Below are 26714 nucleotides of genomic sequence, written 5' to 3' on the forward strand. Positions count from 1 at the left end.
GTGATGACTCAGGATGCGGCTTATGCCGCATCCAGGAAGATGAATTTCAGGACGAAGACCACGGCAATGGTAACGACGCTGGCGTTCAGGTCAGACCAGCGGCCACTCAGGGCTTTTACGATGGCATAGGTGATGAAACCCATGGCGATGCCGTTTGCGATGGAGAACGTCAGCGGCATCATCAGTGCCGTCACCACTGCCGGAGCAGCGTCGGTGATGTCGTCCCAGTCCACCAGCTTCAGGCCGCCGGTCATCAGCACGGCGACATACATCAATGCCGGTGCGGTGGCGTAGGCCGGAATAATGCTGGCAATCGGCGACAGCAGCAGGCACGCCAGGAACAGGGCCGCGACGACCACGGCAGTCAGGCCGGTGCGGCCACCGGCCGAGATACCGGCCGTGGATTCAATGTAGCTGGTGGTGGTAGAGGTGCCCATGGCGGCGCCGGACATGGTGGCGACCGAATCGGACATCAGGGCGCGGCCCAGGCGGGGAAGTTTGCCGTCCTTGTCCAGCAGACCGCCACGCTGGGCGGCGCCAATCAGGGTGCCGGAGGTGTCGAACAGGTCAACAAACAGGAACGCGAAGACAATGCTGATCATGCCAACGTTCAGGGCACCGGCTATGTCCAGCTGCATGAATGTTGGTGCCAGGCTTGGCGGGGCGGAAACAAGCCCGTTGTACTCAACCATACCGAGCATCATGGAAATACCGGTGATGGCAATGATGCCGATCATAACGGCACCGGTGACACGTCGGAACGACAGCGCACAGATCAGCACAAAGCCACCGAAGAAGAGCAGGCTTTCGGCAACCTTGATATCACCCAGGCCGACCAGGGTGGCTGGGTTATCCACCACGATGCCGGCGTTTTTCAGGGCGATCAGCGCCAGGAAGAAGCCGATACCGGCAGAAATACCGAAACGCAGGGACATCGGAATGCTGTTAATGATCCACTCGCGCACCTTAAGGATGCTGAGCAGGAAGAAGATGACACCAGACAAGAAGACCGCACCAAGTGCAACCTGCCAGCTGTAACCCATGCTGCCGACGACGGTGAAAGAGAAGAAGGCGTTCAGGCCCATGCCGGGAGCCAGCGCGATGGGGTAGTTGGCCCAAAGACCCATGATCAGGGTTCCGATGGTGGCCGCCAGGCAGGTGGCGACAAACACGGCACCGAAATCCATGCCGGTCGACGACAGGATGCTGGGGTTGACCACAATGATGTAGGCCATGGTCAGGAAGGTGGTTACGCCCGCAACCAGTTCTTTACGAACAGTGGTGCCGTGGGCCTGGAGTTGGAACAGTCGTTCAAGCATGACGGGAGTCTGCCTCTCAGGATGCCAAAAGTTAGGAGTTGGGAACCGGTTTCGAATGGGAAACGCAGATTGCGCGAAAAAACGGCAATGTTACCGTCTGAAGGCTCTCAGGCCAAGGGATGATTGACAGCGTGCTAAAGATGAGGCGACAAATTAGCCCTGGGTTGGATCCCGTTGCAGGCGAATATCGAAGCGCACAGCCGCCATTCGGACGATGACGATAAATAACAGGCCTATAGTCAATGCCAGGGCTTCGTTTTCCAGCAACCACTGGCACAGGAAGTAGACCCAGCAGCCTGCGAAGGATATCGACGCGTAGATCTGGTCCTTGCGGAAAATGGACGGCACTTCGTTGCACAAGGTGTCACGTAATGCGCCGCCAAAGGTACCGGTCATCACGCCAAGCAGCGAAGCGATGAACCAGGAATGCCCGAGGTCCAGCGCCAGCTGGGCACCGAGGATGGAGAACACGCCCAGCCCGATAGCATCTGGCAGCACGATCTTCGATGTCGGAAGCCGTCCGGCGCGCTGCCAGTAACTGAACACGATGGCCAGAACCAGAATCAACATCGGCAGTTCCTGGTGCTGAATCCAGTAAACCGGGTGGTTGTCCAGAATGAGGTCCCGCAGGGTGCCGCCGCCCATCGCCGTGATAAAGCCGATAGTAAAGACGCCTACCGGGTCCATATTTTTGGCGCGCGCCACCAGCATGCCTGAGATGGCAAAGGCGACGATTCCGGTCATTTCGAGCAGGTAGACGATATCGAACACGTGAGAACCTGGCTGGTCAGTGAGCTGGATGGAAGATGTTTTGGTTGCGCGAAGAATAGCTGATAATTATTTATTGATCATCCAGCTGCCGTCGCCAGCACATTCTTTTTGATCCGAATTCAGGTAGGCCAGCGTAGTTGTATCTCAACTACAACTATACAGTTCCGGAGTCGTCCACATGCCTCTTCTGCGTTTGGCCTATGCCAGTGAAGCTACCTTTCAATCAAAGCCGGTGGAAAAGGGCGTCGAGCCCCATGTCGCACGGATCCTCATGACGTCTCGGCACAATAACGCTAAACGGCAATTAGTTGGTGGGCTCTATTACGGCGACAATCGATTTTTCCAGTATCTCGAAGGTGAGGAGAGCGAGGTTCAGGAGCTCTACAAAAGAATTCAGAAAGACGAAAGGCATAAAAACATCGTGACTCTGATTGAGGAGCCATTAGAAAGCTCAACGTTTTCCAGTTGGTCAATGAAATACGTACCGTTATCCAGGGATGTCCGACGGTTTCTTGAGAATCATGCTCTGGACAGCTTTAATCCTGCTTCCTTTACGTCGCAGCAATGTGAGGAAATGATTGATCTAATCCGCAATTCGAGCGTGGATCAAAAACTGGTCAATCACGACGAGGCGGAAAGGGACAATAAGCGTAAAAAGCCGCAGGTATTTTCGCCGGCCCTGCGTGCGGGGCTGATTGCAGCGGCCCTGGGTTTGATGGGAGCTCTATTCTACGCCGGTTCCATGCTTTGAACTGGATAAATCTGACTAATAAAAATGGATCAAAAGGCTTCATTTGCTTCATGCAGTGACTCTGTTTAGTTTGTTGAGTACAGATCATAGGGTCCAATCAGGTACTGGGGCCTAGCCAACAACAACGATCACTACAGGAGTTTCCATGAAAGCCATACTCTGCAAGGAATACGGCCCGGCCGACACGCTGGTTATCGAAGAGGTCGCAAGCCCGGAAGTAAAGGGGCGCGGCGTAAAAGTGCGGGTCAAAGCGGCCGGCCTGAACTTCCCGGATACCCTGATCATCGAAAACAAGTACCAGCTGAAGCCGAACCTGCCGTTTTCCCCGGGTGGTGAGATGGCTGGAGAAGTGATTGAGGTGGGCGAAAAGGTGACACGCTTCAAGCCGGGCGACCGCGTTGCCGGTTTGACCGGTTACGGTGCTTTTGCCGAGGAAGTCGTTGTGCCGGAACAGAATCTGCTGCCAGTGCCGGAAGGTATGTCCGACGAGAAAGCCGCAGCCTTTACCATGGTGTATGGCACCTCATACTACGCCCTGAAACAGCGTGCTAACCTGCAGCCGGGCGAAAGCCTGTTGGTGCTGGGTGCCAGCGGCGGCGTTGGTCTGGCCACAGTGGAACTGGGTAAAGCCATGGGCGCACGGGTGATCGCGGCAGCAAGCTCCGCGGAGAAGCTGGCCATTGCCAAGGCAGCCGGTGCCGATGAGCTGATCAACTACAGCGAAGAGCCTTTGAAGGAAGCGGTGAAGAACCTGACCAAGGGCAAGGGCGTGGATGTTATCTACGATCCAGTCGGCGGCGACTTCACCGAGCAGGCCCTGAGGGCTATGGGCTGGAACGGCCGCCACCTGATCATCGGTTTCGCCGCCGGCGACATTCCCAAGGTGCCGGCCAACCTGACGCTGCTGAAAGGCTGCTCCGTGGTTGGTGTGTTCTGGGGCAGCTTCACCCAGCGCGAGCCCGAGGCCAGTGCCCAGAACATGATGGAGCTGATGAAGCTCTACTCCGAGGGCAAGATCGATCCGAAGATCAGCGAAGTGTTCGAGTTTGAGGATTACGCCGAGGCGCTGGGCGCTCTGACTGAGCGTCGTGCTACTGGGAAGGTGGTGCTTAAGGTCGGCTCCTGATTTTGATTGTGTCTCTGCATCTAGCATGTGGGGTTGGGTGCGGGGCATAGAGGAAAACTTCTCCCAAAAACCGCTACGGGCACCCCGTTGGGGTCCGGCCAGCAATCACAGATTGCTGTCGTTCGGCTGCGCATGAAGCTTTGCTTCATAAACGCTTGCCTCACCCATGTGCGCTTGTCTACGGCCATCCTTGGCCTTCGACATTTTTGGGAGAAGTTCCCCTCTATACCTCTCAAACTGCAAGGGGATAGTCGCGGTATAGCAATGTGCGCTGTTCTAGCGTCATGACTATCGCACCGCGGCCTAGGAGTCGGTTCAGGGTAGTCTTCCCAAAAATGTGGAGGGCCACGGGAGGCCCGAAACAAGCGCACACGGATGTGCTTGTAGCGGTTTTTGGGAAGACAGCCCTGGACCGGCTAACTCCATAGCCAAAAGGCTGGGGCCAGAGACAAGCCCCCAAACCAATCGTCAGAAGTTAACCTTCCCACCATCAATGTCAGCAAACAGCTCAGACGTCAGCTGCGTATAACCCTTGGTCCGGGGCAACCAGGCAAACACCTCATCGTTTTCACGTTCCAGTGAATAGCCGGCTTTCTGAATATCCACCTTGCGGTACTTGAAGGTACCCGTTTTCTCGATAGCGCGGGTGACCCGCACAAAGACCGGTATCGCATAGGGAGGCAGGTTGGCATGGAGGTAGGCGAACAGTTTGTTGACGTCGAACTCGCTACCGTTGGAGTGAGGCACCAGCGTCACCATGCCGGCCTTGCCGTTGGTGTTCGGGATCTCGACGCCGTAAACGATCGCTTCCTCGACCATGCCAGAGCCGTCGATGATGTTCTCTACCTCGTTGGTGGAGACGTTTTCGCCTTTCCAGCGGTAGGTGTCGCCCATGCGGTCCACGAACTGAAGATGGCGGCAGCCGATTTCTTTCAATACATCGCCGGTATTGAACCAGGCGTCGCCTTTCTTGAAGGCATCCCGGAGGATGGATTTCTCGGTTGCCTCTTTCTGGGTGTAGCCCTCGAACGACCACTTCTTGGTGATCTCGCCGATTAACAGTCCCGGCTCACCTTTGCCAACTTCCTGCATGAAGCCTTTCTTGTCGCGAATCGGATCCCGGGTGCCGTCGTGGAATTTCACCAGCTTGTACGGAGCGGTGGAGAAGCCAACGGTGTTGTCCATGTTGAAGAAGTTGCTGAAGCCAATGTTGCCTTCGCTGGAGGCATAGAGTTCGGCCACGGTGTCGATACCAAAGCGCTCTTTGAACTCGCGCCAGATGGAAGGCCGCAGGCCGTTGCCGATCATCTTGCTCAGTCTGTGGTTTCGGTCCTGTTCGCTGGCCGGCTGGTTCAGCAGGTAGCGGCAGAGTTCGCCAACATAGCCGAAGGTGGTGGCGCGGTATCGGCGGACGTCGTCCCAGAAGGCGCTGGCGGAGAACTTGCGGCGTATCGCAATGGCGGAACCACCGGCAAGCACCGAGCCCCAGCACACGAGCAGGGCCGTGCCGTGATAGAGCGGCAGGGTGCAGTACAGGACGTCTTCCGGCTCCATGGCCAGCGACATCATGCCGAAACCGCCGTAGGCTTTGACGAACTTGCGGTGTGAGCCGGGCGCGGCCTTGGGCAGGCCGGTGGTGCCGGAGGTGAACAGGTAGATAGCGGTGTCGCCCATGCGCGGAGGGTCGAGCAGCGCGGGGTTGCCGCTGTTGAAGGTACTGACCCGCTCGGCCATGTTGGTGAAGCCTTCTGGGGCTTCGCCAAAGGCGTTCAGGGTGTTGATGTCGGCCATGAACAGGAAAGGGTCGGGGTGACCGGTTTTCAGGCCATCTTTCACTCCGTCGAACGAGGCAAGTAGCTCCTCACCGACAACCACCATCTTGGGCTCGATCAGATTGATGCTGTGTTCCAGCACCTTGCCTTTCTGGGAGGTGTTGAGCATGGCGCATGCCACACCCAGCTTGGCGGCGCCGGCGACAACCGCCAGCAGCTCCGGGCGGTTCTCCAGGAACACGGCAATAGCGTCGCCCTTGGTCAGGCCCTGGTTCTGGAAAAAATGAGCAATGCGGTTGGCCCAGCCATTGAACTCGCTCCAGCTGATCGCCCGGTCATCAAACAGCACCGCTGGTCGGTCGCCGTGCCGCTCGGCATTGCGCTCGATCAGGGTGCCCAGGGTCAGTTCCCGGTTCTGGTCTTTAACGGCGTAATAGTAATAGCCCCGGGCGATCGTGGGGAACTTTCGGACGATGCCGGGTAGGCTTCGCACGATGTCCCGGGCTCTGACTTGATCATTGCTCATGCTGTTTTTCCTAGTCCAGGAACAGGTCCGGTAGCAGGGGCTTGTCGCCCGCAGCGTATCGGTAGTGTTCAAAATCAGTCACGCCATCCTGGCGCAGCAGGTCTTCGTCGATCAGGTTCTGGCCGGAAAGCTCATCTGCAGACCGGTTCAGAATGCTCACCGTTGCATCAGCCATGATGTCCGGCTTTCGGCCCTGAGCCATCATGGCCGGCCCGCCCACTTCAAACTCGATCGCGGCGGTGGCAATCAGGGTCTTGGGCCAGAGTGTGTTCACGGCGATGCCGTAGCGCTGGAATTCTTCGGCCATGCCGATGCTCAGCATGGTCATGGCGTATTTGGTGGTGGTGTAGGGGCCATACTGGGCGAACCACTTGCTGTTCAGGTTTAGCGGTGGCGACAGGCTCAGAATGTGGCCGCGGTCGGATTTCTTCAGGTAGGGCAGTGCAGCCTGGCTGCAGGTGAACACCGCCCGGGCGTTGACCTGGTGCATCAGGTCGTAGCGACTGGCCTTGAGGTTCTCTACACCGGTCAGCCGAATGGCGCCGGCGTTGTTAACCAGGGCATCGATGCCGCCAAAGTGGTCGGCAGCTTCGTCCATGCGCTGTTTGACCAGTTGATCATCGCGCACGTCCAGTACCAGGGGCAGTGCCTGACCACCGGCCGCCCGCACTTCCTCGGCAACCGTGTGGATGGTGCCCGGCAATTTCGGGTGCGGAGTGTCCGATTTGGCGGCGATCACCACGTTGGCACCCTGGCGGGCGCATGCCAGGGCAATGGCCCGGCCAATGCCGCGGCTGCCGCCAGTGATAAAGACGGTACGTCCTTTCAATGTGTTCATGACTCGGCCTCCTGTTGGGCGGACTCTTCAGTCGTTATCTCGACCAGTAGCTGATTGCGTTTAACCTGGTCGCCCGCACCTGCCAGCACTTGGCTGACGACACCGTCACGGTCGGCCTTGACCGGATGTTCCATTTTCATGGCCTCGAGAATAACCAGTGTATCCCCCTGACTGACTCTTTGCCCGGAGCTGGCCAGCACTTCGATGATGGCGCCGTCCATGGAGGCCTGCACCCGGCCACTGCCAGCTCCCAGGCTGCCTGCGGGAGGCTGGTGGGTGACATCCCGCACCGACCAGGACTGGCCGAAGGCCTGGAAATATAGGGAATCGCCGTCGCGGTGATATTGGCACCTTTGACGGACGCCATTGTCGATCGTGCACAGAAAGTCGCTCTCGAGTGCTTCGATAACCAGTTCGTACTGGTTGTCGCCAACCGCGATGTTCAGACGGTTGCCCGCCCGGGACACCAACAGCTCCTGGTTTTTACCATCCAGTTCAAGGGTGATGGGGGTGCGGGTCGCCGGTGCATTTCTCCAGGCGCTTTGGCCCGATTGGCTATGGTCGAGTATGCCGGCGGCCAGGGCCAGTTCCCGCAGCGAGGGTTGCTGGGGCTGAAGTGACGGGTCGTCCCGGAATGCCTGCCGTAAGAAGGCGGTGGTGGCTTCACCGGCACCAAAGGTGTCGTCGGCGATGATGCGGCTGAGGAAGTAACGGTTGGTGGTGACGCCGAAAATGACCGTGTCTTCCAGGGCACGGATCAGTCGCCTGCGGGCATCGTCCCGGGTTTGGCCCCAGGCAATGACTTTGGCCAGCATCGGATCGTAGTGAGGCGTGACGGTGTCGCCGGATCGGACCCCGGTGTCGAAGCGTAGGCTCTCGCCCTCGGCCGGTTTGAATTGCAGCAGGGGTCCGGTCTGGGGTGTGAAACCGTTCGCTGGGTCTTCGGCGTACAGCCGGACTTCGATGGCATGGCCGTTCAGCTGGATCTCGTGCTGGGCCAATGGCAGCGGGCGGCCTTCGGCCACTGCCAGTTGCCAGGCCACCAGGTCCTGGCCGGTGATCAGTTCGGTGACCGGATGTTCCACCTGCAGGCGGGTGTTCATTTCCAGGAAGTAGAAATTGCGGTTTTTGTCCACCAGGAACTCGACAGTGCCTGCGCCTTCGTAGCCACAAGCCAAGGCGGCAGTGACGGCGGCTTCGCCCATGGCTGAACGAAGATCGGGTGTCACAAACGGAGAGGGGGCCTCTTCGACCACTTTCTGGTGTCGGCGTTGTACCGAGCAGTCCCGTTCGCCCAGGTACACGGCGTTGCCATGACTGTCGGCGAACACCTGGATTTCAACGTGCCGGGGTTCGAGCACAGCTTTTTCGAGTATCAGCTCGTCGTCGCCGAAGGCCTGCTTGGCTTCGGAGCGGGCCCGTTTGATGTTGTCGGCCAGTTCCGGTTCGGCATTCACCAGCCGCATGCCGCGGCCACCGCCACCGGCAGAGGCTTTGATCATGAGTGGGTAGCCGATGTCGGCGGCCGCAGCGATCAGTTCTTCGTCGCTGGCGTTGTTGCCTTCGTGGCCGGGCACTACCGGTACGCCGGCGTCTTGCATGGCCAGTTTGGAGCGCCGCTTGCTGCCCATCAGTTCGATGGCGTCCGAAGGCGGGCCCACAAACACCAGACCGGCGGCTTTGCAGGCGTTGGCAAAGTTCGAGTTTTCAGACAGGAACCCGTAGCCGGGGTGAATGCAGTCGGCACCGGTCTTGCGGGCAGCTTCGAGAATGGCTTCGGCATTGAGGTAGGAGGCCGTCACCTGTGCGGGGCCGATGCAGACCGCCTCGTCGGCTTCGTGCACGTGCAGGGCGTTGGCGTCAGCCTCGGAATAGACTGCCACGGTGCGGTAGCCCAGATTCTTGGCGGTGCGGATGACGCGGACGGCGATTTCACCGCGGTTGGCGATCAGCAGTTTGCTTAACATGGTGCAGGTCTCGTTAGTTGTGCCTATCCGTGATCGGTACCGGACAGGCTTTCAGAAAACCGCTACAAGCACATCCATGTGCGCTTGGCTCCGGCCATCCATGGCCTCCGACATTTTCTGAAAGCCTGTCCGCCACCGCTCACTCCCTCGAACTAGTCTGGTTCTGCCCACGACGGCGGCCGTTTCTGCATGAATGCAATGGTGCCCTCGGCGCCCTCGCTGCCGCGAATAGCCTTGGCAAATTTCTGGGCGGCGTCGTCGAGCAGGCCGCTCATATTTTCCTGGCCAACCTGGTGCAGGAGGGCTTTGGTTTGCGCCGTCGCTCCGGGCGCGCACAGTTGGACTCGGTCCAGGGTATGGCAGAGCATCTCCTCCAGCTCCTCATCGGAATCGGCCGCTTGATGGACTATGCCGAGGGTGCAGGCCTCTTCCGCATTAATCCGCAAACCAAGCAGTGCCAAGCGTCGGGCCTGGGTCAGGCCGATGCGTTCGACCACGAACGGGGCTATCTGGGCCGGGATGATTCCAAGTGAGGTTTCCGGCATGCCGAAGTTGGCAGTAGGGCCGGCGATGGCTACATCGGAGACGCAGGCGAGACCGAACCCGCCGCCCATGACAGCGCCTTCGGTGACCGCAATAACCACCTTTGAGGATTCGTTGACCTGCTGGATCATCTGGCCAAAGGCGCGGTTCAGCCGGTAGAAAGGATCAGCCTCGCCCTCGGCCGCTGGCTGATTGCGGGCCCCGGCCATGTCCTTGATGTCGCCACCGGCGCAAAAATGGCCACCGGAGCCGCGGATAACCACCGCGCGGATGCTCAAGTCCGATTCGATCTGGGAGAAAACCGCAGACAGCTCGGCCACCATTTGCAGGCTCATGGCGTTGCGAACATCAGGGCGATTGATGGTGACCACCAGGGTCGGGCCCTGTTTTTCCAGCAGCAGTGTTTCGCAATGAGGTAAAGATTCCATCCCAACCAACTCCACTAAGTTTGCTTAATCGCGTTGTTTGCCCGGTAGTGTGCCCATCATTTTGCAGATGATGCCCAGCATGATTTCGTCGGCGCCGCCGCCAATGGAGACCAGGCGAACGTCCCGGAAGGCCCGTGAAAGCGGGTTGTCCCACATGTAGCCCATACCGCCCCAGTACTGCAGGCAGCTGTCGGTAACCTCTCGGCCCAGTCGGCCGGCTTTCAGCTTCGCCATGGACGCCAGCTTGGTGACATCCTTGCCTTCGATGTGCAGTTCGCAGGCTGGTAGGTTAGGGCGCGCAGGGCTTCGATTTCGGTCTGCAGCTCAGCCAGGCGGAAGTGAATTACCTGGTTGTCGAGCAGTGACTGGCCGAAGGTTTTGCGTTCCCGGCAGTATTCGATGGTTTTGTCGACGCAGTTTTCCAGGGACTTGATGACGTTGGCCGCGCCCCACATGCGTTCTTCCTGGAACTGCAGCATCTGCATCATGAAGCCGGTGCCTTCGGCGCCGATGCGGTAGCGTTGGGGCATGCGCACATCGTCGAAGAAGATCTGAGCAGTTTCGGAGGAGCGCATGCCCAGTTTGTTCAGGTGCGGGCTGAAGGAGATGCCCGGGCTGTTCATCGGCACCACGATCAGGGATTTGTTCTTGTGGGGCTTGTCGTCGCTGGTGTTGGCCAGCAGGCAAATGAAGTCGGCTTTCGGGCTGTTGGTGATCCACATCTTCGAGCCGTTGATGATGTAGTCATCGCCGTCTGCCCGGGCAACCGTTTTGGTGTTGGCAACATCGGAGCCTGCGCCTACTTCGCTGACGCCGATGCAGCCGACCATGTCACCGGTGATGGCGGGCGCCAGGAAGGTGCGTTTGAGTTCATCGGAGCCGAACCGGGCGATGGCCGGGGTGCACATGTCGGTTTGTACACCGACAGCCAGGGGTACACCGCCGCAATGGGCCATGCCCAGTTCCTCAGCGGCCACCAGGTTGTAGCTGTAGTCGAGACCCATACCGCCGTATTCTTCCGGCTTCTGGATGCCCAGAATGCCGAGCTTGCCCAGTTTCTTGAACACGTCGTGAATCGGGAACTCGCCGGCTTCTTCCCACTCGTCGCAGTGCGGATTGATCTCTTTCTCGACGAAGTCCCGAACTGTTTTTCGCAGCGCTTCGTGCTCTTCGGTGAATTTCATTTTGTTGTTCTCCTTGTCTGAAATCAGGTCTCAATTGTTGTGTCTGTGCCGCCGGATTACAGCCGGGCGACACCGAACGAATTGGGGCGTAGTGGGCGGCGTCGGCTTCGCGGCAGACCGACAGCACCAGCGCCAGTACCGGCGGGTATCCCGCGGGTCTATCAGGCCGTCGTCCCACAGCCGGGCCGTGCCGTAAAGGGCCGTGGAGCCGTCTTCGAGTTTCTTGGCGGTGGCCTGCTCAAGAAAATCGAGGGTCTTCGGGTCCGGTTCCATGCCACCGCGCCGCTGCTTGTCTTCGGCCACGATGCGCATCACCTTGCCAGCCTGGGCCGGGCCCATAACGGCGGTGCGGCTGTTGGGCCAGGCGAAGATGAAGCGCGGGTCCAGGCCGCGGCCGCACATGGCGTAGTTACCTGCACCATAGGAGCCGCCGATCACGATTGCGATCTTTGGTACCCGGCAGTTGGCGACCGCTGGATCATCTTGGAGCCGTGTTTGATGATGCCGTTCTGCTCGGAATGGGTGCCCACCATGAAACCGGTGGTGTTGTGCAGGAACAGCAACGGCGTGCCCGCCTGATCGCACAGCTGGATGAACTGGGCCGCCTTGGCGCTGCCAGCCGGGGTGATCGGGCCGTTGTTGCCGATGATGCCGACTGCATGGCCTTCGATGCGGATGGTGCCGCACACGGTCTGGTCATCGAACTCATTCTTGAAATCCATGAATTTCGAGCCGTCGGCAATACGGGCGAGGATTTCACGAACGTCGTAGGGTTTCTTGGAATCGGACGGGATCACCCCCAGCAGTTCCTCCGCGGGCAATCGTGGTTCGTCCCAGGTCAGCTCGCGCTGAGGGGGTAACCGTTCGTTCCAGGACAGGGCTTCGAGGATATTGCGGGCCTGGCGGATACCGTCGGCGTCGTCCTCGGCCAGGTATTCGGCGGTGCCGGCAACCTGGGCGTGCATCTCGGCGCCGCCCAGTTCTTCGTCGGTGGCTACTTCGCCGGTGGCGGCTTTCAGCAGCGGTGGCCCGGCCAGGAACATCTTGGCCTTGCCGCGCACGGCCACCACGTAGTCCGACAGGCCCGGCTGATAGGCGCCGCCGGCGGTGGCGTTGCCGTGTACCACGGTTACCTGGGGAATGCCGGCGGCAGACATGCGGGCCTGGTTGGCAAAACTTCTTGCCCCCTGCACGAAAATATCGGTGGCGTAGTTAAGGTTGGCGCCGCCACTTTCGGACAGCGAGACCACCGGCAGTTTGTTTTCCATGGCGATCTGGTGCAGGCGCAGGGTCTTGTCCAGACCGGCTGGAGTGATGGTGCCCCCTTTGATGGCACTGTTGCTGGCCACGACCAGGCAGCGGATGCCACTGACCGTACCAATGCCGGCAATGATGCCGCCACCAGCCAGGCTACCGTCTTTGTCATCATGCATCTGATAGCCCGCCAGGGAGCAGAGTTCCAGAAACGGTGTACCCCGATCCAGCAGTCGGTTAATGCGATCCCGGGGCAGCAGCTTGCCCCGCTTGGTAAACTTTTCCCGAGCGGCTTCAGCCAGGTCCAGCACCTTTTGCTCCACCTCCCGGAAGGTCTGGATGTGCGCTTCCATGGCCTCGGTGTTGGCCTGGAATTCCTCCGACTGGGGATTGACCGTGGTTTCCAGAACTTGCATGGCGTTCTCCTCAGTCGTCGCTCAGCACTTTCGGGGTGGTGGCGCGGTGGAAACCGTTGAACGGCTCGTTGTTCTTGGCCTTGGGGAAGGGCCACATCCGGCCGCCCTGGGAAGCGCCGCCGTCGATGCGCAGGCAGTCGCCGCTGATGAACGCGGCCCCGGGGCTGAGCAGGAAGCAGATGGCGGCGCTGACTTCCGATTCGGTGCCCATACGCTTGATGGGCACGTTGTCGCCCAGGCTGCGGATCCATTCCTTCATCTGTTCGGGGTAATTGTCCATGCCGCTGGAGGCAATCCAGCCCGGAGCTACCGCGTTGACGCGCACACCGGAGGTGCCCCATTCCACCGCTGCAGTCTGGGTAAAGTTGACCATGCCGGCCCGCGCCGCGCCTGAGTGGCCCATGCCGGGCATGCCGCCCCACATGTCAGCGACGATGTTAACGATTGCGCCGCCGGTGTTGGCCAGGGCCTGGGTGTAGGCCTCCCGCGCCATCAGGAAGCCGCCGGTCAGGTTGGTCCGGACCACGGTTTCCCAGCCTTTCTGGTTGATGCCGGTTAGCGGTGACGGGAATTGGCCGCCTGCGTTGTTGACCACACCGTTCAGCCGCCGTGCTCCTCAAGGATGGCGGCCACGGTCGCTTTTACCGATTCCTCCTCGCGGATGTCGCAGACGTGGGCGGAGGCAATGCCGCCGTCTTCCACGATTTCGGCCTTTACGGTTTCAACCTTCTCGGCTTTGCGACCGACCAGAGCGACCCGGGCGCCGAGGGCGGCCAGTTCATGGGCGGTGCAGCGGCCAATGCCGGAGCCGCCGCCAGTCACGATGAAGGTCTGGCCCTTGAACAGCTCGGGATGAAAGATGGATTGATAGCTCATGTACGGTGTCCTTTTTCCATGACAGCCCGGCTAACCGGAACCGGAAATTCAAGAAGTTGCTGGGCAAAGGCCTTGCCCTGGGGGTCGATGCGCAGGCTGGCGACGCCGCCTCCGCCCAGGCTGTGCTCCAGCAGAAAGTTAAAGGCGCTCAGCCCCGGCATGGCCCAGCGGGTGACTTTGCCGGTGTCGGGGTTGAGGGTGTGCTGCATCCACTCGGCAACGGCGGTTTCAGTCAGCGCCGCGTCGATGAAGGGCAGGAAATTCGGATGGCGGGCCACCACGCCAATGTTGCTGTGGTCGCCTTTGTCGCCACTGCGGGCCCAGGCTATTTCGATCAGGGGAACAGTGGTGTCGGTTTCCAGCGCGTCTTGGCTGGCCGGTTCTTCGGCCAGCTGGCTCGGGTCAAAGCCGCCGTCGGTGGCGACCGGTACCGGTTGGCGATCACCGTCGAGGTCCACTGATACTGAGGTCATTTTTTTGGGCACCAGGCAGGAGAATAGCCGGATTTTTGGCCATACGGTTGGGCGGCCGCCGACGATGCCAGTCAGGCCCGGTGCCATGCCAGTCGCGGCCTGGGCAATTTCCCGGGAGAACAGCACCAGCGCCTCTTTTTTCGGGTGTGCGGTGCTGATCTTCACCACGACTTCCCGGCTCTCGCCGCCGCGACCGTGAGCGCCGTAGGTGGCTTCAGTGCCCAGCAATTCCACGCTGGTTTCCGTGTAGTCGGGCAGGTCCCGCTCCCGGAACAGGCGCGAGGTTTTTGCCAGGATGGCGTCGGCTACCTTTTGGGCCTTGGCCGGAGCGTCAATGCCCGCCATCAGGAAGGTGACCGTGCACTTGAATCCATCGGGCCAGGTACCGGACACCTTGTAGCTGTCGGTAGGGGGGAGGCCGATAGCGCCGCGTACGGTGACCTGGTCCGGCCCGGTTTCTTCCAGGCTAACTCGGGTGAAATCGCAGGTCACGTCGGGCAGCAGGTAGGCTCGTGGGTCACCAATTTCGTACACCAGTTGTTCCGCCACTGTGCCCAGGCTGACCTGGCCGCCAGTGCCTTCTGGTTTGGTGATGACGAAACCGCCGTCGGCGTTGACCTCGGCAATCGGGAAGCCCATGTCCGCGTAACCATCGGCCACCTGCTCCCAATCGGTAAAATTGCCGCCTGTCACCTGCGCGCCGCACTCCAGCAGGTGGCCGGCCAGGCTGCCCTGGGCCAGTTTGTCGTAGTCAGACCAGTCCCAGCCGAATTCGTGCACCAGGGGCGCCAGTACCAATGCGCTGTCGGCAACGCGGCCGGTGATCACAATGTCTGCGCCTTGCTCCAGCGCCGCCACCAGGCCGGGCGCGCCCAGATAGGCGTTCAGGCTCACCATCATTGGCGGCATAGGTTGGCCGGTGGTCATCTCGGTAATGCCCGCCTCGGCCAGTCTTTTCTTTTCAAACAGCAGATCATCGCCCAGGACCAGGGCGATCTTCAGTTCAATGCCTGCCTGTTCGCACAGTGCCTGCAAGGCATCCCTGCAGGCCACCGGATTAACGCCGCCGGCATTGGCCAGTACTCGAATGCCTTTTTCGCGAATCTCACCCAGCAGCGGACCCATGACCGTTTGCACAAAATCCCGGGCATAGCCCTGGGACGGGTCTTTCATCTTCTGACCGGCCATGATCGACATGGTGATTTCAGCCAGGTAATCCGCCACCAGATAATCAATCCGACCGCCGCGAACCAGCTGTGCAGCGGCGGTTTCGGTATCCCCCCAGAACGCAGCCGAGCAGCCGATGCGGATGGTTTTTCCGGTGTCGTTGGCGGAGTCTGTCATGCGTCAAAACCCTTTGAGTCGGAGTCGATCAGGCCGGGCAGGGCCGCCTGCGTCTTTCGATAGTGTGCTTGGATGGTTCTGACAATACCAAGCAAGCGCTTGGTTTGTAAACAGAGAGATGTCGGGTAGAATCATTGGCCTGTTTCGACTGCCGGAAAGCCATTGTGAACCAAAGCAAAATCCTGAAAGACCTGATCTCGGACAATCTTGTCTCCGACCCCAATGGCGCCCGCGGTCGCCTGTTGAAAGAAGCTGCTCGCCTGTTCCGGGACAAGGGCTATGAGCGCACCACGGTCAGGGATCTGGCCGCCGCGGTTGGCATCCAGTCCGGCAGTCTGTTCCACCATTTCCGCACCAAAGAGGAAATCCTCAAGGCGGTGATGGTGGAGACTATTCGGCTGAACACCGCGCTGATGCAGGCAGCGGTGGATGCGGCGCCGACCAGTCAGGAAAAGCTGCGGGCGTTGGTGCGCGCCGAGCTGGAATCGGTCAACGGCCAGACCGGAGAGGCCATGGCGGTGCTGGTTTTTGAGTGGCGCAGCCTGGCTGAGGAGTCCCAGGCGGATGTGCTGGAGTTGCGGGATATCTACGAAAAGCTCTGGCTGGATACCCTTGAGTCCCTGCGCCAGGAAGGACGCCTGCTGGCGGATCCGTTCGTGGTTCGCCGCATGCTCACCGGTGCCCTGAGCTGGACAGTAACCTGGTATCGGCCAGAACGTGGCGGATTAACCCTGGACGGGCTGACCGATCAGACCATGGCCATGATGGGCTTTGCCGCGGGGACCTGATTGCGTCTACGTCTGTGATCGCAGGCATTGCCATAAAAAAGGACCCTCGAGAGGGTCCTTTTGTTTTGATCAGAATACGGCGAACGATTAGTCGTCGTCCTCCTCGTCTTCTTCTTCGTCCTCATCGTCCAGATCCAGCTCTCCGAACTGGTACTGCAAGGGCAGTTCATCAGCGGCGATGTCTTCCTCGCTGAACGGGAAGCGGATCCACTGTTTCTCGGAATAGGCTTCCGTCATGTCACGGTAGTAAGGCGAAGCCGGGTCGGTGGATTGGGAATAGGTCACGAAGCCCTCGGCTCGCGGTGTACCGTCTTCCTCCCAGGTGACCGTCTGAATGTAGCTGTTGCCGTAATTGATGTCGTACTGGCCGTCGCTCAGGTCGTTCGGCCGGCTGATGGCGATGGTAAAGCTGCCCTCAAAGCCTTCTCCGCCAAACACCGGAATGGGCGAGTCGTGAATGCCGGACACCTGGATGTCGCGGATAGCCGCATCCAGCGCGATGCCGGAATCCTGAATCTTTTTCACAGCATCGGCGAAAGCGCTGCTGATGCGAGGGTTGGCTACGTTCAAATCGCGTGGGGTGTTCACCGGATCGCGGGCATCGAACGGCGTAAGCATTTATCGGGTGAGCTGTCGGCAAGAGCCGAAACACTGCGCCAGAATTCACGCCAGATGTGACCACCCCGGGAATCCAGGTTGTGGGTTCCGTCCCACTGCTGCAGCACCTTGCAGGCTTTGACGATATCCACGGGCGCACCTTGGCTGCTTTCCAGCGAGCCAACGCCGCAGTAAGCCTTGAGTACATCCTCGCGTGCCAACTGCTCGGACATCAGACTGCTGTCCAGGACCACCGACTGCAGGCGGGCCAGATCAAAATCCTGGCTGCCGCCCAGGCCGTCGCTGCCGTCCAGGCGCTGAATGACCTGCTGCATGCACTTGCGGGTGCGCAGGGTACGCGGGGTTTCTTCGTCACCGATGATGGCGGCGAAGCCGGTGATCGGTGATTTGGGGTTGGTTGCCCAATAGCTGTCGTTACAGTTGTGCACCCAGTCGTCCCGGCGCAGGGTGGGCAAGTTGCCTGGCCCGAAAATACCCGCGGCCGGCGCGTCGGCGTCGGTTTCCCACTGGCACTCAGGTTTGGAGCCATCAAGGATCGGGAGACCCGGTGCCAACTGACTGAATACTGGCGACAGGGATGAGCCGCAGGTGGCGCCTTCGGCCTTGGCGTCGGGCACGTTCGGCACGACGGTGACATCGCCGTAGTAGGCCTGCTGGCCCGGGCCAGTGGCGATGGTGTTCACCCAGGGCACACCGAGCACACTGGCGTGCACGTCGATGAATTCTTCAAGGCTGTTGGCCTGGTTCCAGCGGAAGAATTGGTTGAGCAGCCGATCGTTCTCGGCGTTGGCATCACGCAGCGTGTAGGCCTTGCCGGATGACCAGTTAAGCACTGGAACACCGGAAACCTCGAAGGTCAGCATCGGGCCGTACTGGGACCGGTACAGTGTGCGATTGCGTACGCCGACACTGCCGTCTTCTTCCAGCACTTCGATTGTGACGTCCTGCTGGGCCATGTCGACAAATTCGCCGTCATAGAGGTATTGGGTCGGATCGGCCGGGTTCAGGGTCAGCTCGTAGAAGGTGAACCGATAGGCGGTGGATACGGTGTGGCTCCAGGCGAAGTGCTCGTTAAAGCCGATCAAAACTGCCGGCAGTCCGTACAAAGAGGCGCCCATGATTTCGGTGTGATCGCCTACTTTCAGGTGTGCCAGGTACAGTCGCTCGGTCTTTTCCCAGGGGAAGTGCGGGTTGCCAAACAGTATGGATTCCCCGGTGGTGCTGGCTTCAGACGAGAGCCCGTACATGTTGCTGCCAAAGGGTAGTTCCCGGTTAAACGGAAACGGCAGGGTGGAGTCTTCGTCTTCCCGGGCCAGCTCGGAAAGCAGCTGGTCAGGGTCTGGCGCGGACACCGTGGGCGCGGTGCCATCGTTGACCGGGGGTTGGGCGTTGGCAATGCCCTCGACAAACACCGACGAGCTGGCCAGGACGGCCAGTCTCAGATAGCGGCGGTACATGTCGCTTTCTTCCAGGGCAAAGAGCCAGTCCGCGTCACGGCAACGTTGGTGCCGGCCTGGGTGTTGGCCCGCCTGAATTTCAGCCCGGTAGCGATTGAAGCCAGCCACGTAACCCGCCGATGCCGCTACAGCCTCTGGATCGCTGTTTTCCCGGAGCGGGCGGATGGCGTCATCGGTGGCCGTTACTTTCCAGAAAAAGTCAGCGTTGAGGTTGTTGGTTTCGGCCCCGTTGGAGGGAATGCGATAGGTGCCATCGGGGCCAAAATAACGTGATCTCAAACCACGAATGGTAAGTGTGTCTTCGGCGATCAGGCACAGGTTGTCTTCAGCCTGGGCGTAACCGTAGGCGTAACCCATGCCAGCAAAGTTGTCCGCCTCTATATGAGGAATTCCGAAGGATGTGCGCCGCAGCTCAATGCTTTGGCTGATGTCCACGTCGTCCTGTTCGGGTTTATCCGGGGACGAGTCATTGCCAGGACAGCCGGTCAGGAGTAACGGTGCCAGGGCGAATGGGAGAAGATACTTAATTGGGGCCATGGAGTTTCCTTGTGCTCGTTGTGGTTTTTGTAACAGTCGGAAACGGCGTGGCTGGGGAAAAGGTTCCGGTCCTGAGAGCGGTTTGCCTCTTTTGCATGGTGCATAACAGGCCATTGGCCTGATTGGCACTTTGTGTCGGCATTCAAGCCATTTTTGTAGGACAGGATTGGCAGCATGCTTGTCGCCGTTCATAACAAAAACGCACAACAGGACGGACTATGAATTCCTCGCAGGTGTATTTCCTCATGCGCTCCGGTGCCGTGGTAAGGCTTATCGCGACCGCAGGTATCATTTTGTTGCTGGCCGGCTGTTCTGCCAATCCCATCTACAGCACGACCGGTGTCGTGTTATCCGGTTACTCCGAAGGCGAAGCCACGCCCTACGTGCTGCAGATGTCAGATCCGCATATGGCCTGCTCGCTGGGTGAGGGCATTGACCCCTTGCTGTATTCGTTCTCACGGGTTACCGATGCGCCGGATACCACCGGTTCATTGCTGATGCTGCTGGCGGGCAATTGTATGGAATACCGGGCCTGGGAGGCGGAACTCGCCTATCTCCGTGCCGATTTCGAGGGTAATGTCCCGGCTGCCAAAGACGCCCGGGAGGAGGCCAAGCGCCTGAATGCCAAGACCGCCAAACGTCGCCTCAAAGCCTTCAATCGCGCTATGGCAGCCTACGAATTTGATCCCGCTGCCGAGCCTTTGGAGTGTCCGTTCCTGTTCAGCGAACAGGATGAGCTGACCTTCCTGCTCGGGTTGCTGACCGGCATGCAGGCGATCGTAAACGACGCCAACTCCGGTGCCCTGGCAGGCATCCCTCGCAATATCGCGCCCCAGGCAGAACGTGCAGCGATCTGTGTTGATAACGAGAAATGGGGCGGCCTGCCCAATTCGATTCGGGCTCTGGTCTGGTTGCTGCTGCCGGATACCAAACCGCCGCTGTCACCAGATCCGTGGATGGTGCTGGACCATAGCTCTGAGCTTGGCGTGAAGAAGGGCCTGCGTGCATCCATGGCTCTGGAAGCCGTGGCGGCGGAGACCTTTGGCCGGCCGGAGGTGCTGGCCGAGACCATCGCGCAATTTGCGGCCTCCGAGGAAAAGGTTGAGGTATGGGACGACTACCGGTTGGTAGATGAAGTGGCCGCCGGCGTTATCCGGTTCTCTTCCGATAAGCACTGGACTGCGAATTACGGGTATCGGACGCCCCAAAGTTACTTCGGCAAGATGAGCCCAAAACGAGACACCGATAACGTTGAAACCATGAGCCTGGACGACCTGCTCTAGCGTCCCCGTTTACCGCTATCCGACTACTAACAAACAGAAAAATGACCCGGAGGTCGTTATGATCCGCAAATCTCTCGCCGCAGTCGCCCTGGCTGCCGCTGTTCCCGTGGCATCTGCCAAAACCGTGTCCATGTGCGTGTTCGACGTGATCGGCGCCAACGGTGATCTCTATAACATGGTTAAGGACTACGCGTTGGAGATGAAAGCGCACGGCGTCGATTTTGAGCTCAAACCCTACACCGACGAAGGCGTGGCCGTGGGCGATTTCAATGCTGGCCAGTGCGATGCTGTGGCGGCAACAGACCTTCGCACGCGTCCGTTCAACCGCTTTACCGGCAGCATCAGTGCCGTGGGTGCATTGCCAACCTACGATGACCTGAAAACCTGCTGGCGACCCTGGCACAGCCGAAAGCGGCGCCGCTGATGAAGGAAAATGGTTATGAGGTGCTAGGCATTGTGCCGGTGGGCGCTGGGTACCTGTTTGTCAACGATCGTGGCATTGATACCGCTGGTGAACTGGCAGGTAAACGCATGGCCACGCTGGATTATCAGAAAGACGCCATTCACATGGTGAACTACGTCAAAGCGACGGTGGTGCCTTCAGACATCACTAACTTTGCCGGCAAATTCAACAATGGTTCGGTCGATACCGCCTACGCCCCGGCTTTCGCCTACGAGGCTCTGGAGCTCTATAAAGGCATTGGCAAAGAGGGCGGCGTTGTCGACTATCCTCTGGCCCAACTGACCATGCAGGTGATTGCCCGTGATGACGTGCTGCCTGCCGACAAAGCCCAGACTGCCCGTGAAGTGGCCTGGGGCATGTTTCCACAAGCAATGAACCTGATCTCCGGTCAGGAGGCGGCGATCCCGGACGAGAAGTGGGTGAGGATTCCGGAAAAGGATATTCAGGGCTATCAGGAGATGTTCCGCCAGAATCGCCTGGAAATGCGTGACGGTCTGAACGGTGCCCCTGATGTTTACCACCCCAAGATGCTGGGCCTGTTGAGTAAGATTCGTTGTGCCAGCAATCCGGCATCCTCCGAGTGCACCGCCGGCAATCGCGAATAACAGGGTGGAACACCGATGAACTGGCGAGCCGTAACCGCGCCCGCAGCCAGAACTCTTTACCCCATGCATCGCATGCACGGGGTAGTGTTGCTGCTGCTTCTATTGTTTACCCTGCTGCTGGGCATGGGAAATTCCCTGCATTCCCGACTTTTGTGGGTGGGGGAGCAGACCTGGCCCAACTATTATCTGCTGAATCCGGATGCCACCGAACCTTCGTGCCAGCTCGAAATGGATGTCGATGCGGAGGTTCGTAAGCGCATCGATGCCTACCGGCCGGATCCGGATGATCTGTTCAGCTCGCCACCGAATCCAGAGGCTTTGCGGACGTCGCTTGAGCGCAACCTGGAGCTTTGCCAGGAGAAGTATGCCCTCTACGAGCAGAATCTGAAGCATGCGACGCCTGCCCTGGGGGCGTTCAAAGCCGTTGAGCAGGGGTTGGCAACCTTCCTGCTGGATAACATTGAACTGACCAAATACCTGTTCATTGCTATGTTTGCGCTGGCCGCGGCGATCGCTGCAATGGATGCCGATCACATTGCTTTGCGCCTGCCCCGGAATCGGGCGGAGTGGCGGTTGAGTCAGGGTGCCCAGTTCGCAGTCAATGGCCTGATGGTGACAAGCCTGAATTCGTACTTGGGCAAGCTGGCAAGCTCGCCGGGATCGGAAGGAACGGTAAGCCTTCAGTATGCCTGGGCCGGGGTCTTTGGTCTGTTCATGGTCATCAATGCGGTGCGGTTTGTGAACGTTCCTGATCGCCTGAGGCGGGGTAGCCTGGCGCTTTCGTCTGGCCTGGTAACGCCCCTGTACTGCGTTATGGGGTTGATTGCCATGAGCTACTTCTTCTTCGTGGATGGCTATGCGTCGGGCCTAGCGATCTATTTCGGCATGATGTCCAATCTGTCGTCGATGTTCATCAACATCGGCCTATACGTTCTGGTGGGGATGATCCTCAAGCAGACCCGGTTACCGGAATTGCTGCTCAACACCATCAAACCATTCAATCTGCCGGCGCCGATGCTGGCTTCAGTGATCATCTTCGCCACTGCGTTTCCAACCGCCTTCACCGGAGCCTCAGGGATTTTTATCCTGGCAGTTGGTGGTGTGGTTTATGACGAGCTCAGGCGAGCCGGGGCCGGTCGGCAGTTGTCGCTGGCCACTACCGCCATGTCTGGAAGCCTCGGTGTCGTGCTGAATCCGTGCCTGCTGATTGTGGTGATTGCGGCCCTGAACAAGGAAGTCACGACTACTGAAATGTACGGCTGGGGTTTCTGGGTGTTCATCATGTCAGCGACCTTGTTTTCGTTGATTGTCTGCAAGACCCAGGGCAACTGGAGGCCACGGCCTGCGCCGGGTGCGTTCCGTGCTGCTGTGCGGCAAACCCGGCCACTGCTGCCCTACGTCATAGTGGCAGCGCTGGTGGTTGTGACGGTCTGGATAATCCTTGGGCTGGAATTCAACGAGTACAGTGCGCCACTGATTCTGCCGCTGGTGATGCTCGCGTTGGTGCTGCTGGATTCAGGTAAAGATTCTCGGGACGAGAGTGAGTCCCGGTTTCAGGCCTTCTGGAATCGCAGTACCGCTGCCGCCAGTGATTCAGCCGTGCATATCGGTGCCTTACTGGCGCTAATCGGCTTTTCCATCTGCCTGGGTGGCATTCTGGAGCGCTCTGATATCGTCCATGCACTGTTTCCAGAGAGTCTTACCAGCCCGTGGATTGCCATGTTGGTGATTGTGGTGATGCTGACTTTGATTGGCATGGTGATGGATCCGTTCGGTGCAGTGATCCTGGTGTCCGCGACCATTGCCCAGCCCGCCATTCAACTGGGCATAGATCCGCTGCATTTCTGGATTGTTTGCCTGGTGGCATTTGAGCTTGGCTACCTGAGCCCGCCGGTGGCGTTAAACCATCTGCTGACCCGCCAGGTTGTAGGCGAAACAGAGGTGTTGGCCTGTGAGCGCACCGGCAGTTTCTGGCACCGCTACGAGCGCCTCCTGTTGCCCCTGGCCGTTATGGCTCCCACACTGTTGCTGGTGGCGTTTGTACCGATGATGTTCTACGCCCTGTAACTAACGCACAGAAATGTGAAACCGCCTCCGGCTATCAGCCGCAGGCGGTTTTTTAGCATCTGAGCCCGGGCTCTGGGCGTATCGGTTAACACTCAGTAAATAAACGTCGCCCCGGGATACTGTATGCTGGAGGCAGTTGCAGAGATGAGTGCTATGAACATCATGCTGACCCGAAAAACGCTTTTTAAGAAGGCCCTGCCTGCCGCGGCTCTGTTGGTGCTTGCCGGTTGTGGCGGCGGTTCTGACTCCGACTCCGATCTGCAGTCGGTGAACGTCGCCCTGTCCGGCTTTGTCGATATCGAAACCGGCACCCGGGTAGACGCAGATAACGCCGATGCCCTGACTTTGAATCCGACGCCCCGCAGCACTGTACAAAGCCTGCCGCAGGAATACGTGCTGGCAGGCTATGTCAGTGCCTTCGATGGTGTTTATCCCTCGATACCTGACTTTCCTTCCTTTGCCTATGCCGCCGACCCTAGTGATGAGTTCTCGATGTCGCTGCGTACGGGGCAGTCGGTTGAGCTTCAGGCCTTTGGAACACGTGAAGGTGCTTCAGCGCTTAGATTGTCGTTGAGTAAGGGCGGTTCTGTCGTTGAGACGAAGGTGACCGACAGTATGACGAGCCAGATCCGGGTGACCAATACCACCGGTTCTGATGGTTCCTTCATGGTCCGGGTTGAGTCCGAAGGCCCCACACCCATGCTGTATGTTCTGTCGACCGCGGTGAATTCCTCAGGACAGGCGAAATCCTTTGATTGGCCGGCCCATGAATTTGTCGCAGGGGAGGCCATTGTTGCCTTGGAAGCCAGCCCCGACCCGATATCGGCCCAGGCGATGATGGCCCAGACCAACATGGTGGCGACGCAGGAATTGGCGCCGGGCCTGTGGCGCGTGAAAGCTCCGGTGCCGGCCATGGCGGTCAGTGGCCAGAATGCCCAGGTGGCAACGCTGGACTGGATCCGCTCACTGAAACAGCAGCCGGGTATTGAATCGGCAACACCGAACTACCGGATGCAGACCATGACGCCCGTGGATGAGCTTGTATGGGCTCAGCAGTCACTATGGCTTGTTGAATGGCCCGACCGCCTGGCAGCTGGCGCCGCAGGCGGGTGCGAATGTTACGGTAGCGGTTATGGATACCGGTCTGTACCGGGCCTCCAGTGATAACTGGCATCAGGACATCAACGCGAACGTCATTTCACCGTTACCTCCGGGGACGGATTTTGTCTCGGCGCAGTTCGACAATGACGGCGAGCCCGGGCGGGACAATAACCCAGCAGACCCCGGCAACAGTGTGGGCGGCAGTGTCTATCACGGCACCCACGTTGCTGGCACGGTAGCCGCTGTAGTCAACGGCTCCGGTGGTGGTGGTGTCGCGTTCGAATCGACCTTGTTACCGGTCCGGGTTCTCGGTGACGGTGGTTCCGGCTCCTCCGCAGATCTGTTGGCGGCGCTGCAGTGGGTTGCTGGGTCTCCAGGCGGTCAGCCGCTGGCCGACATTGTGAACCTGAGCCTGGGTGGCCTGCCGTTCATACAGTCCATGCAGAATGCCATCAGCAACGCGACCAATCGCGGTGTGATCTTTGTGGCGGCGGCCGGCAATTCAGCGACTAGCACAGAGTCTTACCCGGCGGCCTTTGACGACGTATTCGCCGTCAGCGCCGTGGATGGCGCCGGCGAGCTGGCGTCTTATTCCAACTTCGGTACCTGGGTTGATCTGGCGGCTCCCGGTGGCGACGCCAGCCGTGATGGCAATGGCGATGGCCGTGGCGACGTGGTGGTCAGCACCAGCGTGATCAACGGGAGTGAGGAAACCTACATTGGTTTGCAGGGTACCTCCATGGCCGCGCCCCACGTCTCTGGAGTGCTGGCGCTGATGAAGGGCGAGAATGCCGCTCTGGATTACGAAGATATCAACGGCTTTCTGATGGCTGGCGATTTGACCGTGGCGGATTGCGGCAGTCAAAACTGCCCAAGGACCGAGCAGCTTGGCTGGGGTCTGCTGGACGCCAGTAAAGCGGCCTCTGCGGCCCAGGCTACGCCCATTCGCGATTTGCTCACCGCCACTCCGGCAGTTGTATCGCTCTCATCGGAAGGCGCGCGGACGGCAAGCGTGGCGCTTGACGTCTATGGCGACGATCCTAGCACGGTTACCATCAACAGCATTTCCGAGCCGCCGGCATGGTTGTCTATTGATTCCGAACCAGCGGACAATGATTCGGGCGTGAGTTTCAACATTGCTTTGAGTCTGAATCTGGCAGCGCTGGAGCCGGGTATTTCCGAGCGAACGACGCTCGAGGTTGCATACCAGGGTGAAAGCCAGGTTCGCACTTTGGAAATTCCCGTGGTCGGTCAGCAGGTAACCGACCAACAGGCGCGCGACGCTGGACGGCATTTTGTCCTGCTGGTCAGTCCTGAGCCCGATGGCGGTTTCTTCCAAACCGAAGCCCAGACCAACGTGGTGGCCGAGAATGGCCAGTATCGCTTTGTGTTCGAACCCGACGATGGCGTGCCGCCAAAAGAACTGAACGAGGTGTCACCGGGCAATTACATCCTGGTGGCCGGCTCTGATCTGGATAATGATGGCCTGATTTGTCACGGTGGTGAGGCCTGTGCCGAATACCCGGTTGCCGGGTTGCGGCAGGAAATCACCATATCGGCAGGCAACCCAATCGAAGGTATTCGCATGACCACCAGTTATTCCCGGCCGTCGATTTCGGCGGCCTCTCCGGAGCAGCTGCCCCGGCCTGATTTCCAGGGTTATCAGTTGCTGTCACCGAATCCGGACGCCACTAACGTGAAGGCATTATCACAACCATGACTCAATCCATTCGCAAAGCGATCAGTGTGGCGGTGTGTGTCAGTGCTTTCGGTGCCGGCTGCGCTGTCAGCCAGACCGAAACTGAGTCAGGTGCGCCGCTGGCGCGCCAGATTGCGCAGTCGGGTCACTGTGGCCTGGTTGCCCCCGGCCATATTCACCTGGCCAGCGCTGACGATGTCGACCGGCTGGAAGCCTTGCCGGGCCGCATGCTACCGCTGGCATCCTTGAGATCTGTCCAGTTCGGCAGCGAACATGTGGTACTCGCGGCGCTGGGCCAAAAGCCCACCGGTGGATTCAGCATCACCCTGGCGGGTGCGGAAATTGTCGACGATGAACTGGTGCTCGCGGTGGACATCCAGGAGCCAGCGCCAGGAATGACGGTAAGCCAGGCGCTCACCACCCCATGCGCCGCCATTGCCGTCACGGCGTCCGGCTGGGACGATATCCGGATAGCACCGGTCGAAAACAACCGTTGATCTTTCCGGCC

17 protein-coding genes and 4 pseudogenes are annotated in these 26714 nt (G+C 59.5%); 9 read left to right on the forward strand and 12 right to left on the reverse strand.

All coding sequences use genetic code 11. The features are described 5' to 3' along the window. Positions 1-20 precede the first annotated feature (20 nt). Together AU14_RS06220 and AU14_RS06225 are read right to left on the reverse strand one after the other, a co-directional pair. Complete coding sequence (locus AU14_RS06220; protein ID WP_041339716.1) at positions 21-1319, reverse strand: NCS2 family permease; 1299 nt, start codon at positions 1317-1319, stop codon at positions 21-23. 153 nt (positions 1320-1472) lie between these two features. After that, positions 1473-2090 (reverse strand): trimeric intracellular cation channel family protein, encoded by a 618-nt coding sequence (locus AU14_RS06225; RefSeq protein WP_041339717.1) that lies wholly within the window; start codon positions 2088-2090, stop codon positions 1473-1475. Positions 2091-2268: 178 nt separating this feature from the next. Here AU14_RS06225 and AU14_RS06230 point away from each other — a divergent pair, with 178 nt between their 5' ends. Both AU14_RS06230 and AU14_RS06235 read left to right on the forward strand, forming a co-directional pair. Beyond that, complete coding sequence (locus AU14_RS06230) at positions 2269-2841, forward strand: BLUF domain-containing protein (protein ID WP_041339719.1); 573 nt, start codon at positions 2269-2271, stop codon at positions 2839-2841. Between the two features lie 145 nt (positions 2842-2986). Further along, positions 2987-3967: an NADPH:quinone oxidoreductase family protein gene (locus AU14_RS06235; RefSeq protein ID WP_041339720.1), complete on the forward strand. Its 981-nt coding sequence runs from the start codon at positions 2987-2989 to the stop codon at positions 3965-3967. Positions 3968-4435: 468 nt separating this feature from the next. Here the strand turns inward: AU14_RS06235 and AU14_RS06240 are convergent, their stop codons facing one another. From AU14_RS06240 to AU14_RS06275, 8 genes and pseudogenes are all read right to left on the reverse strand, one after another. Further along, positions 4436-6265 (reverse strand): long-chain-acyl-CoA synthetase, encoded by a 1830-nt coding sequence (locus tag AU14_RS06240; protein WP_041339722.1) that lies wholly within the window; start codon positions 6263-6265, stop codon positions 4436-4438. A gap of 10 nt (positions 6266-6275) precedes the next feature. After that, positions 6276-7103: an SDR family oxidoreductase gene (locus AU14_RS06245; protein ID WP_041339724.1), complete on the reverse strand. Its 828-nt coding sequence runs from the start codon at positions 7101-7103 to the stop codon at positions 6276-6278. Continuing rightward, a complete protein-coding gene (locus AU14_RS06250; protein ID WP_041339726.1) occupies positions 7100-9070 on the reverse strand; it encodes an acetyl-CoA carboxylase biotin carboxylase subunit in 1971 nt (656 codons plus the stop codon). Before AU14_RS06250 ends, AU14_RS06245 begins: the two co-directional genes overlap by 4 nt. Positions 9071-9222: 152 nt before the next feature. Next, positions 9223-10041 carry an enoyl-CoA hydratase/isomerase family protein gene (locus AU14_RS06255; RefSeq protein ID WP_041339728.1) on the reverse strand — a complete coding sequence of 273 codons (819 nt, stop codon included), beginning with the start codon at positions 10039-10041 and terminating at the stop codon, positions 9223-9225. 24 nt (positions 10042-10065) lie between these two features. Next, positions 10066-11225, reverse strand: a pseudogene (locus tag AU14_RS06260) (acyl-CoA dehydrogenase family protein). Between the two features lie 56 nt (positions 11226-11281). After that, positions 11282-12895: pseudogene (locus AU14_RS06265) on the reverse strand (acyl-CoA carboxylase subunit beta). A 10-nt stretch (positions 12896-12905) separates the two neighbouring features. Further along, positions 12906-13771 (reverse strand): annotated as a pseudogene (locus AU14_RS06270) (SDR family oxidoreductase). Further along, the gene (locus AU14_RS06275; protein ID WP_041339729.1) at positions 13768-15588 is read right to left on the reverse strand and encodes an acyclic terpene utilization AtuA family protein; all 1821 of its coding nucleotides are present in this window, start codon (positions 15586-15588) and stop codon (positions 13768-13770) included. Before AU14_RS06275 ends, AU14_RS06270 begins: the two are co-directional and overlap by 4 nt. Positions 15589-15752: 164 nt before the next feature. Between AU14_RS06275 and AU14_RS06280 the strand changes: the two genes are divergently transcribed. Beyond that, on the forward strand, positions 15753-16376 hold the full coding sequence (locus tag AU14_RS06280) for a TetR/AcrR family transcriptional regulator (protein WP_179944716.1): 624 nt from the start codon (positions 15753-15755) through the stop codon (positions 16374-16376). Positions 16377-16463: 87 nt separating this feature from the next. On the opposite strand, the gene AU14_RS22665 is transcribed toward AU14_RS06280, so the two are convergent. Then, entirely contained in the window at positions 16464-16994 is a 531-nt protein-coding gene (locus AU14_RS22665) for a penicillin acylase family protein (protein WP_041339733.1), read from the reverse strand. Continuing rightward, positions 16961-18988: a penicillin acylase family protein gene (locus AU14_RS06290; protein ID WP_041339735.1), complete on the reverse strand. Its 2028-nt coding sequence runs from the start codon at positions 18986-18988 to the stop codon at positions 16961-16963. The genes AU14_RS22665 and AU14_RS06290 overlap by 34 nt, the downstream gene beginning before the upstream one ends. Positions 18989-19206: 218 nt before the next feature. On the opposite strand from AU14_RS06290, the gene AU14_RS06295 reads away from it, so the two are divergent. From AU14_RS06295 to AU14_RS06320, 6 genes and pseudogenes are all read left to right on the forward strand, one after another. Beyond that, positions 19207-20271: a hypothetical protein gene (locus tag AU14_RS06295; RefSeq protein ID WP_052471984.1), complete on the forward strand. Its 1065-nt coding sequence runs from the start codon at positions 19207-19209 to the stop codon at positions 20269-20271. 58 nt (positions 20272-20329) lie between these two features. Continuing rightward, positions 20330-21339, forward strand: a pseudogene (locus tag AU14_RS23225) (putative solute-binding protein). A 15-nt stretch (positions 21340-21354) separates the two neighbouring features. Next, positions 21355-23406, forward strand: coding sequence for a TRAP transporter large permease subunit (locus tag AU14_RS06305; RefSeq protein ID WP_041339737.1), 2052 nt, complete (start codon positions 21355-21357; stop codon positions 23404-23406). 123 nt (positions 23407-23529) lie between these two features. Next, the gene (locus AU14_RS19495) at positions 23530-24570 is read left to right on the forward strand and encodes a hypothetical protein (protein WP_041339739.1); all 1041 of its coding nucleotides are present in this window, start codon (positions 23530-23532) and stop codon (positions 24568-24570) included. Then, complete coding sequence (locus tag AU14_RS06315) at positions 24539-26227, forward strand: S8 family serine peptidase (RefSeq protein ID WP_041339741.1); 1689 nt, start codon at positions 24539-24541, stop codon at positions 26225-26227. Before AU14_RS19495 ends, AU14_RS06315 begins: the two co-directional genes overlap by 32 nt. After that, complete coding sequence (locus AU14_RS06320) at positions 26224-26703, forward strand: protease complex subunit PrcB family protein (RefSeq protein WP_052471985.1); 480 nt, start codon at positions 26224-26226, stop codon at positions 26701-26703. The genes AU14_RS06315 and AU14_RS06320 overlap by 4 nt, the downstream gene beginning before the upstream one ends. The last annotated feature ends 11 nt before the right edge of the window (positions 26704-26714 follow it).

Origin of the sequence: Marinobacter similis (assembly GCF_000830985.1) — a bacterium.
Classification (GTDB): domain Bacteria; phylum Pseudomonadota; class Gammaproteobacteria; order Pseudomonadales; family Oleiphilaceae; genus Marinobacter; species Marinobacter similis.

Excerpts from the sequence above, each read along its gene's own strand:
- AU14_RS06220 (WP_041339716.1), bottom strand. The coding sequence starts at position 1,319 with ATGCTTGAACGACTGTTCCAACTCCAGGCCCACGGCACCACTGTTCGT.
- AU14_RS06230 (WP_041339719.1), top strand. The coding sequence starts at position 2,269 with ATGCCTCTTCTGCGTTTGGCCTATGCCAGTGAAGCTACCTTTCAATCA.
- AU14_RS06235 (WP_041339720.1), top strand. The coding sequence starts at position 2,987 with ATGAAAGCCATACTCTGCAAGGAATACGGCCCGGCCGACACGCTGGTT.
- AU14_RS06240 (WP_041339722.1), bottom strand. The coding sequence starts at position 6,265 with ATGAGCAATGATCAAGTCAGAGCCCGGGACATCGTGCGAAGCCTACCC.
- AU14_RS06245 (WP_041339724.1), bottom strand. The coding sequence starts at position 7,103 with ATGAACACATTGAAAGGACGTACCGTCTTTATCACTGGCGGCAGCCGC.
- AU14_RS06250 (WP_041339726.1), bottom strand. The coding sequence starts at position 9,070 with ATGTTAAGCAAACTGCTGATCGCCAACCGCGGTGAAATCGCCGTCCGC.
- AU14_RS06255 (WP_041339728.1), bottom strand. The coding sequence starts at position 10,041 with ATGGAATCTTTACCTCATTGCGAAACACTGCTGCTGGAAAAACAGGGC.
- AU14_RS06275 (WP_041339729.1), bottom strand. The coding sequence starts at position 15,588 with ATGACAGACTCCGCCAACGACACCGGAAAAACCATCCGCATCGGCTGC.
- AU14_RS22665 (WP_041339733.1), bottom strand. The coding sequence starts at position 16,994 with ATGCTTACGCCGTTCGATGCCCGCGATCCGGTGAACACCCCACGCGAT.
- AU14_RS06290 (WP_041339735.1), bottom strand. The coding sequence starts at position 18,988 with ATGGCCCCAATTAAGTATCTTCTCCCATTCGCCCTGGCACCGTTACTC.
- AU14_RS06295 (WP_052471984.1), top strand. The coding sequence starts at position 19,207 with ATGAATTCCTCGCAGGTGTATTTCCTCATGCGCTCCGGTGCCGTGGTA.
- AU14_RS06305 (WP_041339737.1), top strand. The coding sequence starts at position 21,355 with ATGAACTGGCGAGCCGTAACCGCGCCCGCAGCCAGAACTCTTTACCCC.
- AU14_RS19495 (WP_041339739.1), top strand. The coding sequence starts at position 23,530 with ATGCTGGAGGCAGTTGCAGAGATGAGTGCTATGAACATCATGCTGACC.
- AU14_RS06315 (WP_041339741.1), top strand. The coding sequence starts at position 24,539 with ATGGATACCGGTCTGTACCGGGCCTCCAGTGATAACTGGCATCAGGAC.
- AU14_RS06320 (WP_052471985.1), top strand. The coding sequence starts at position 26,224 with ATGACTCAATCCATTCGCAAAGCGATCAGTGTGGCGGTGTGTGTCAGT.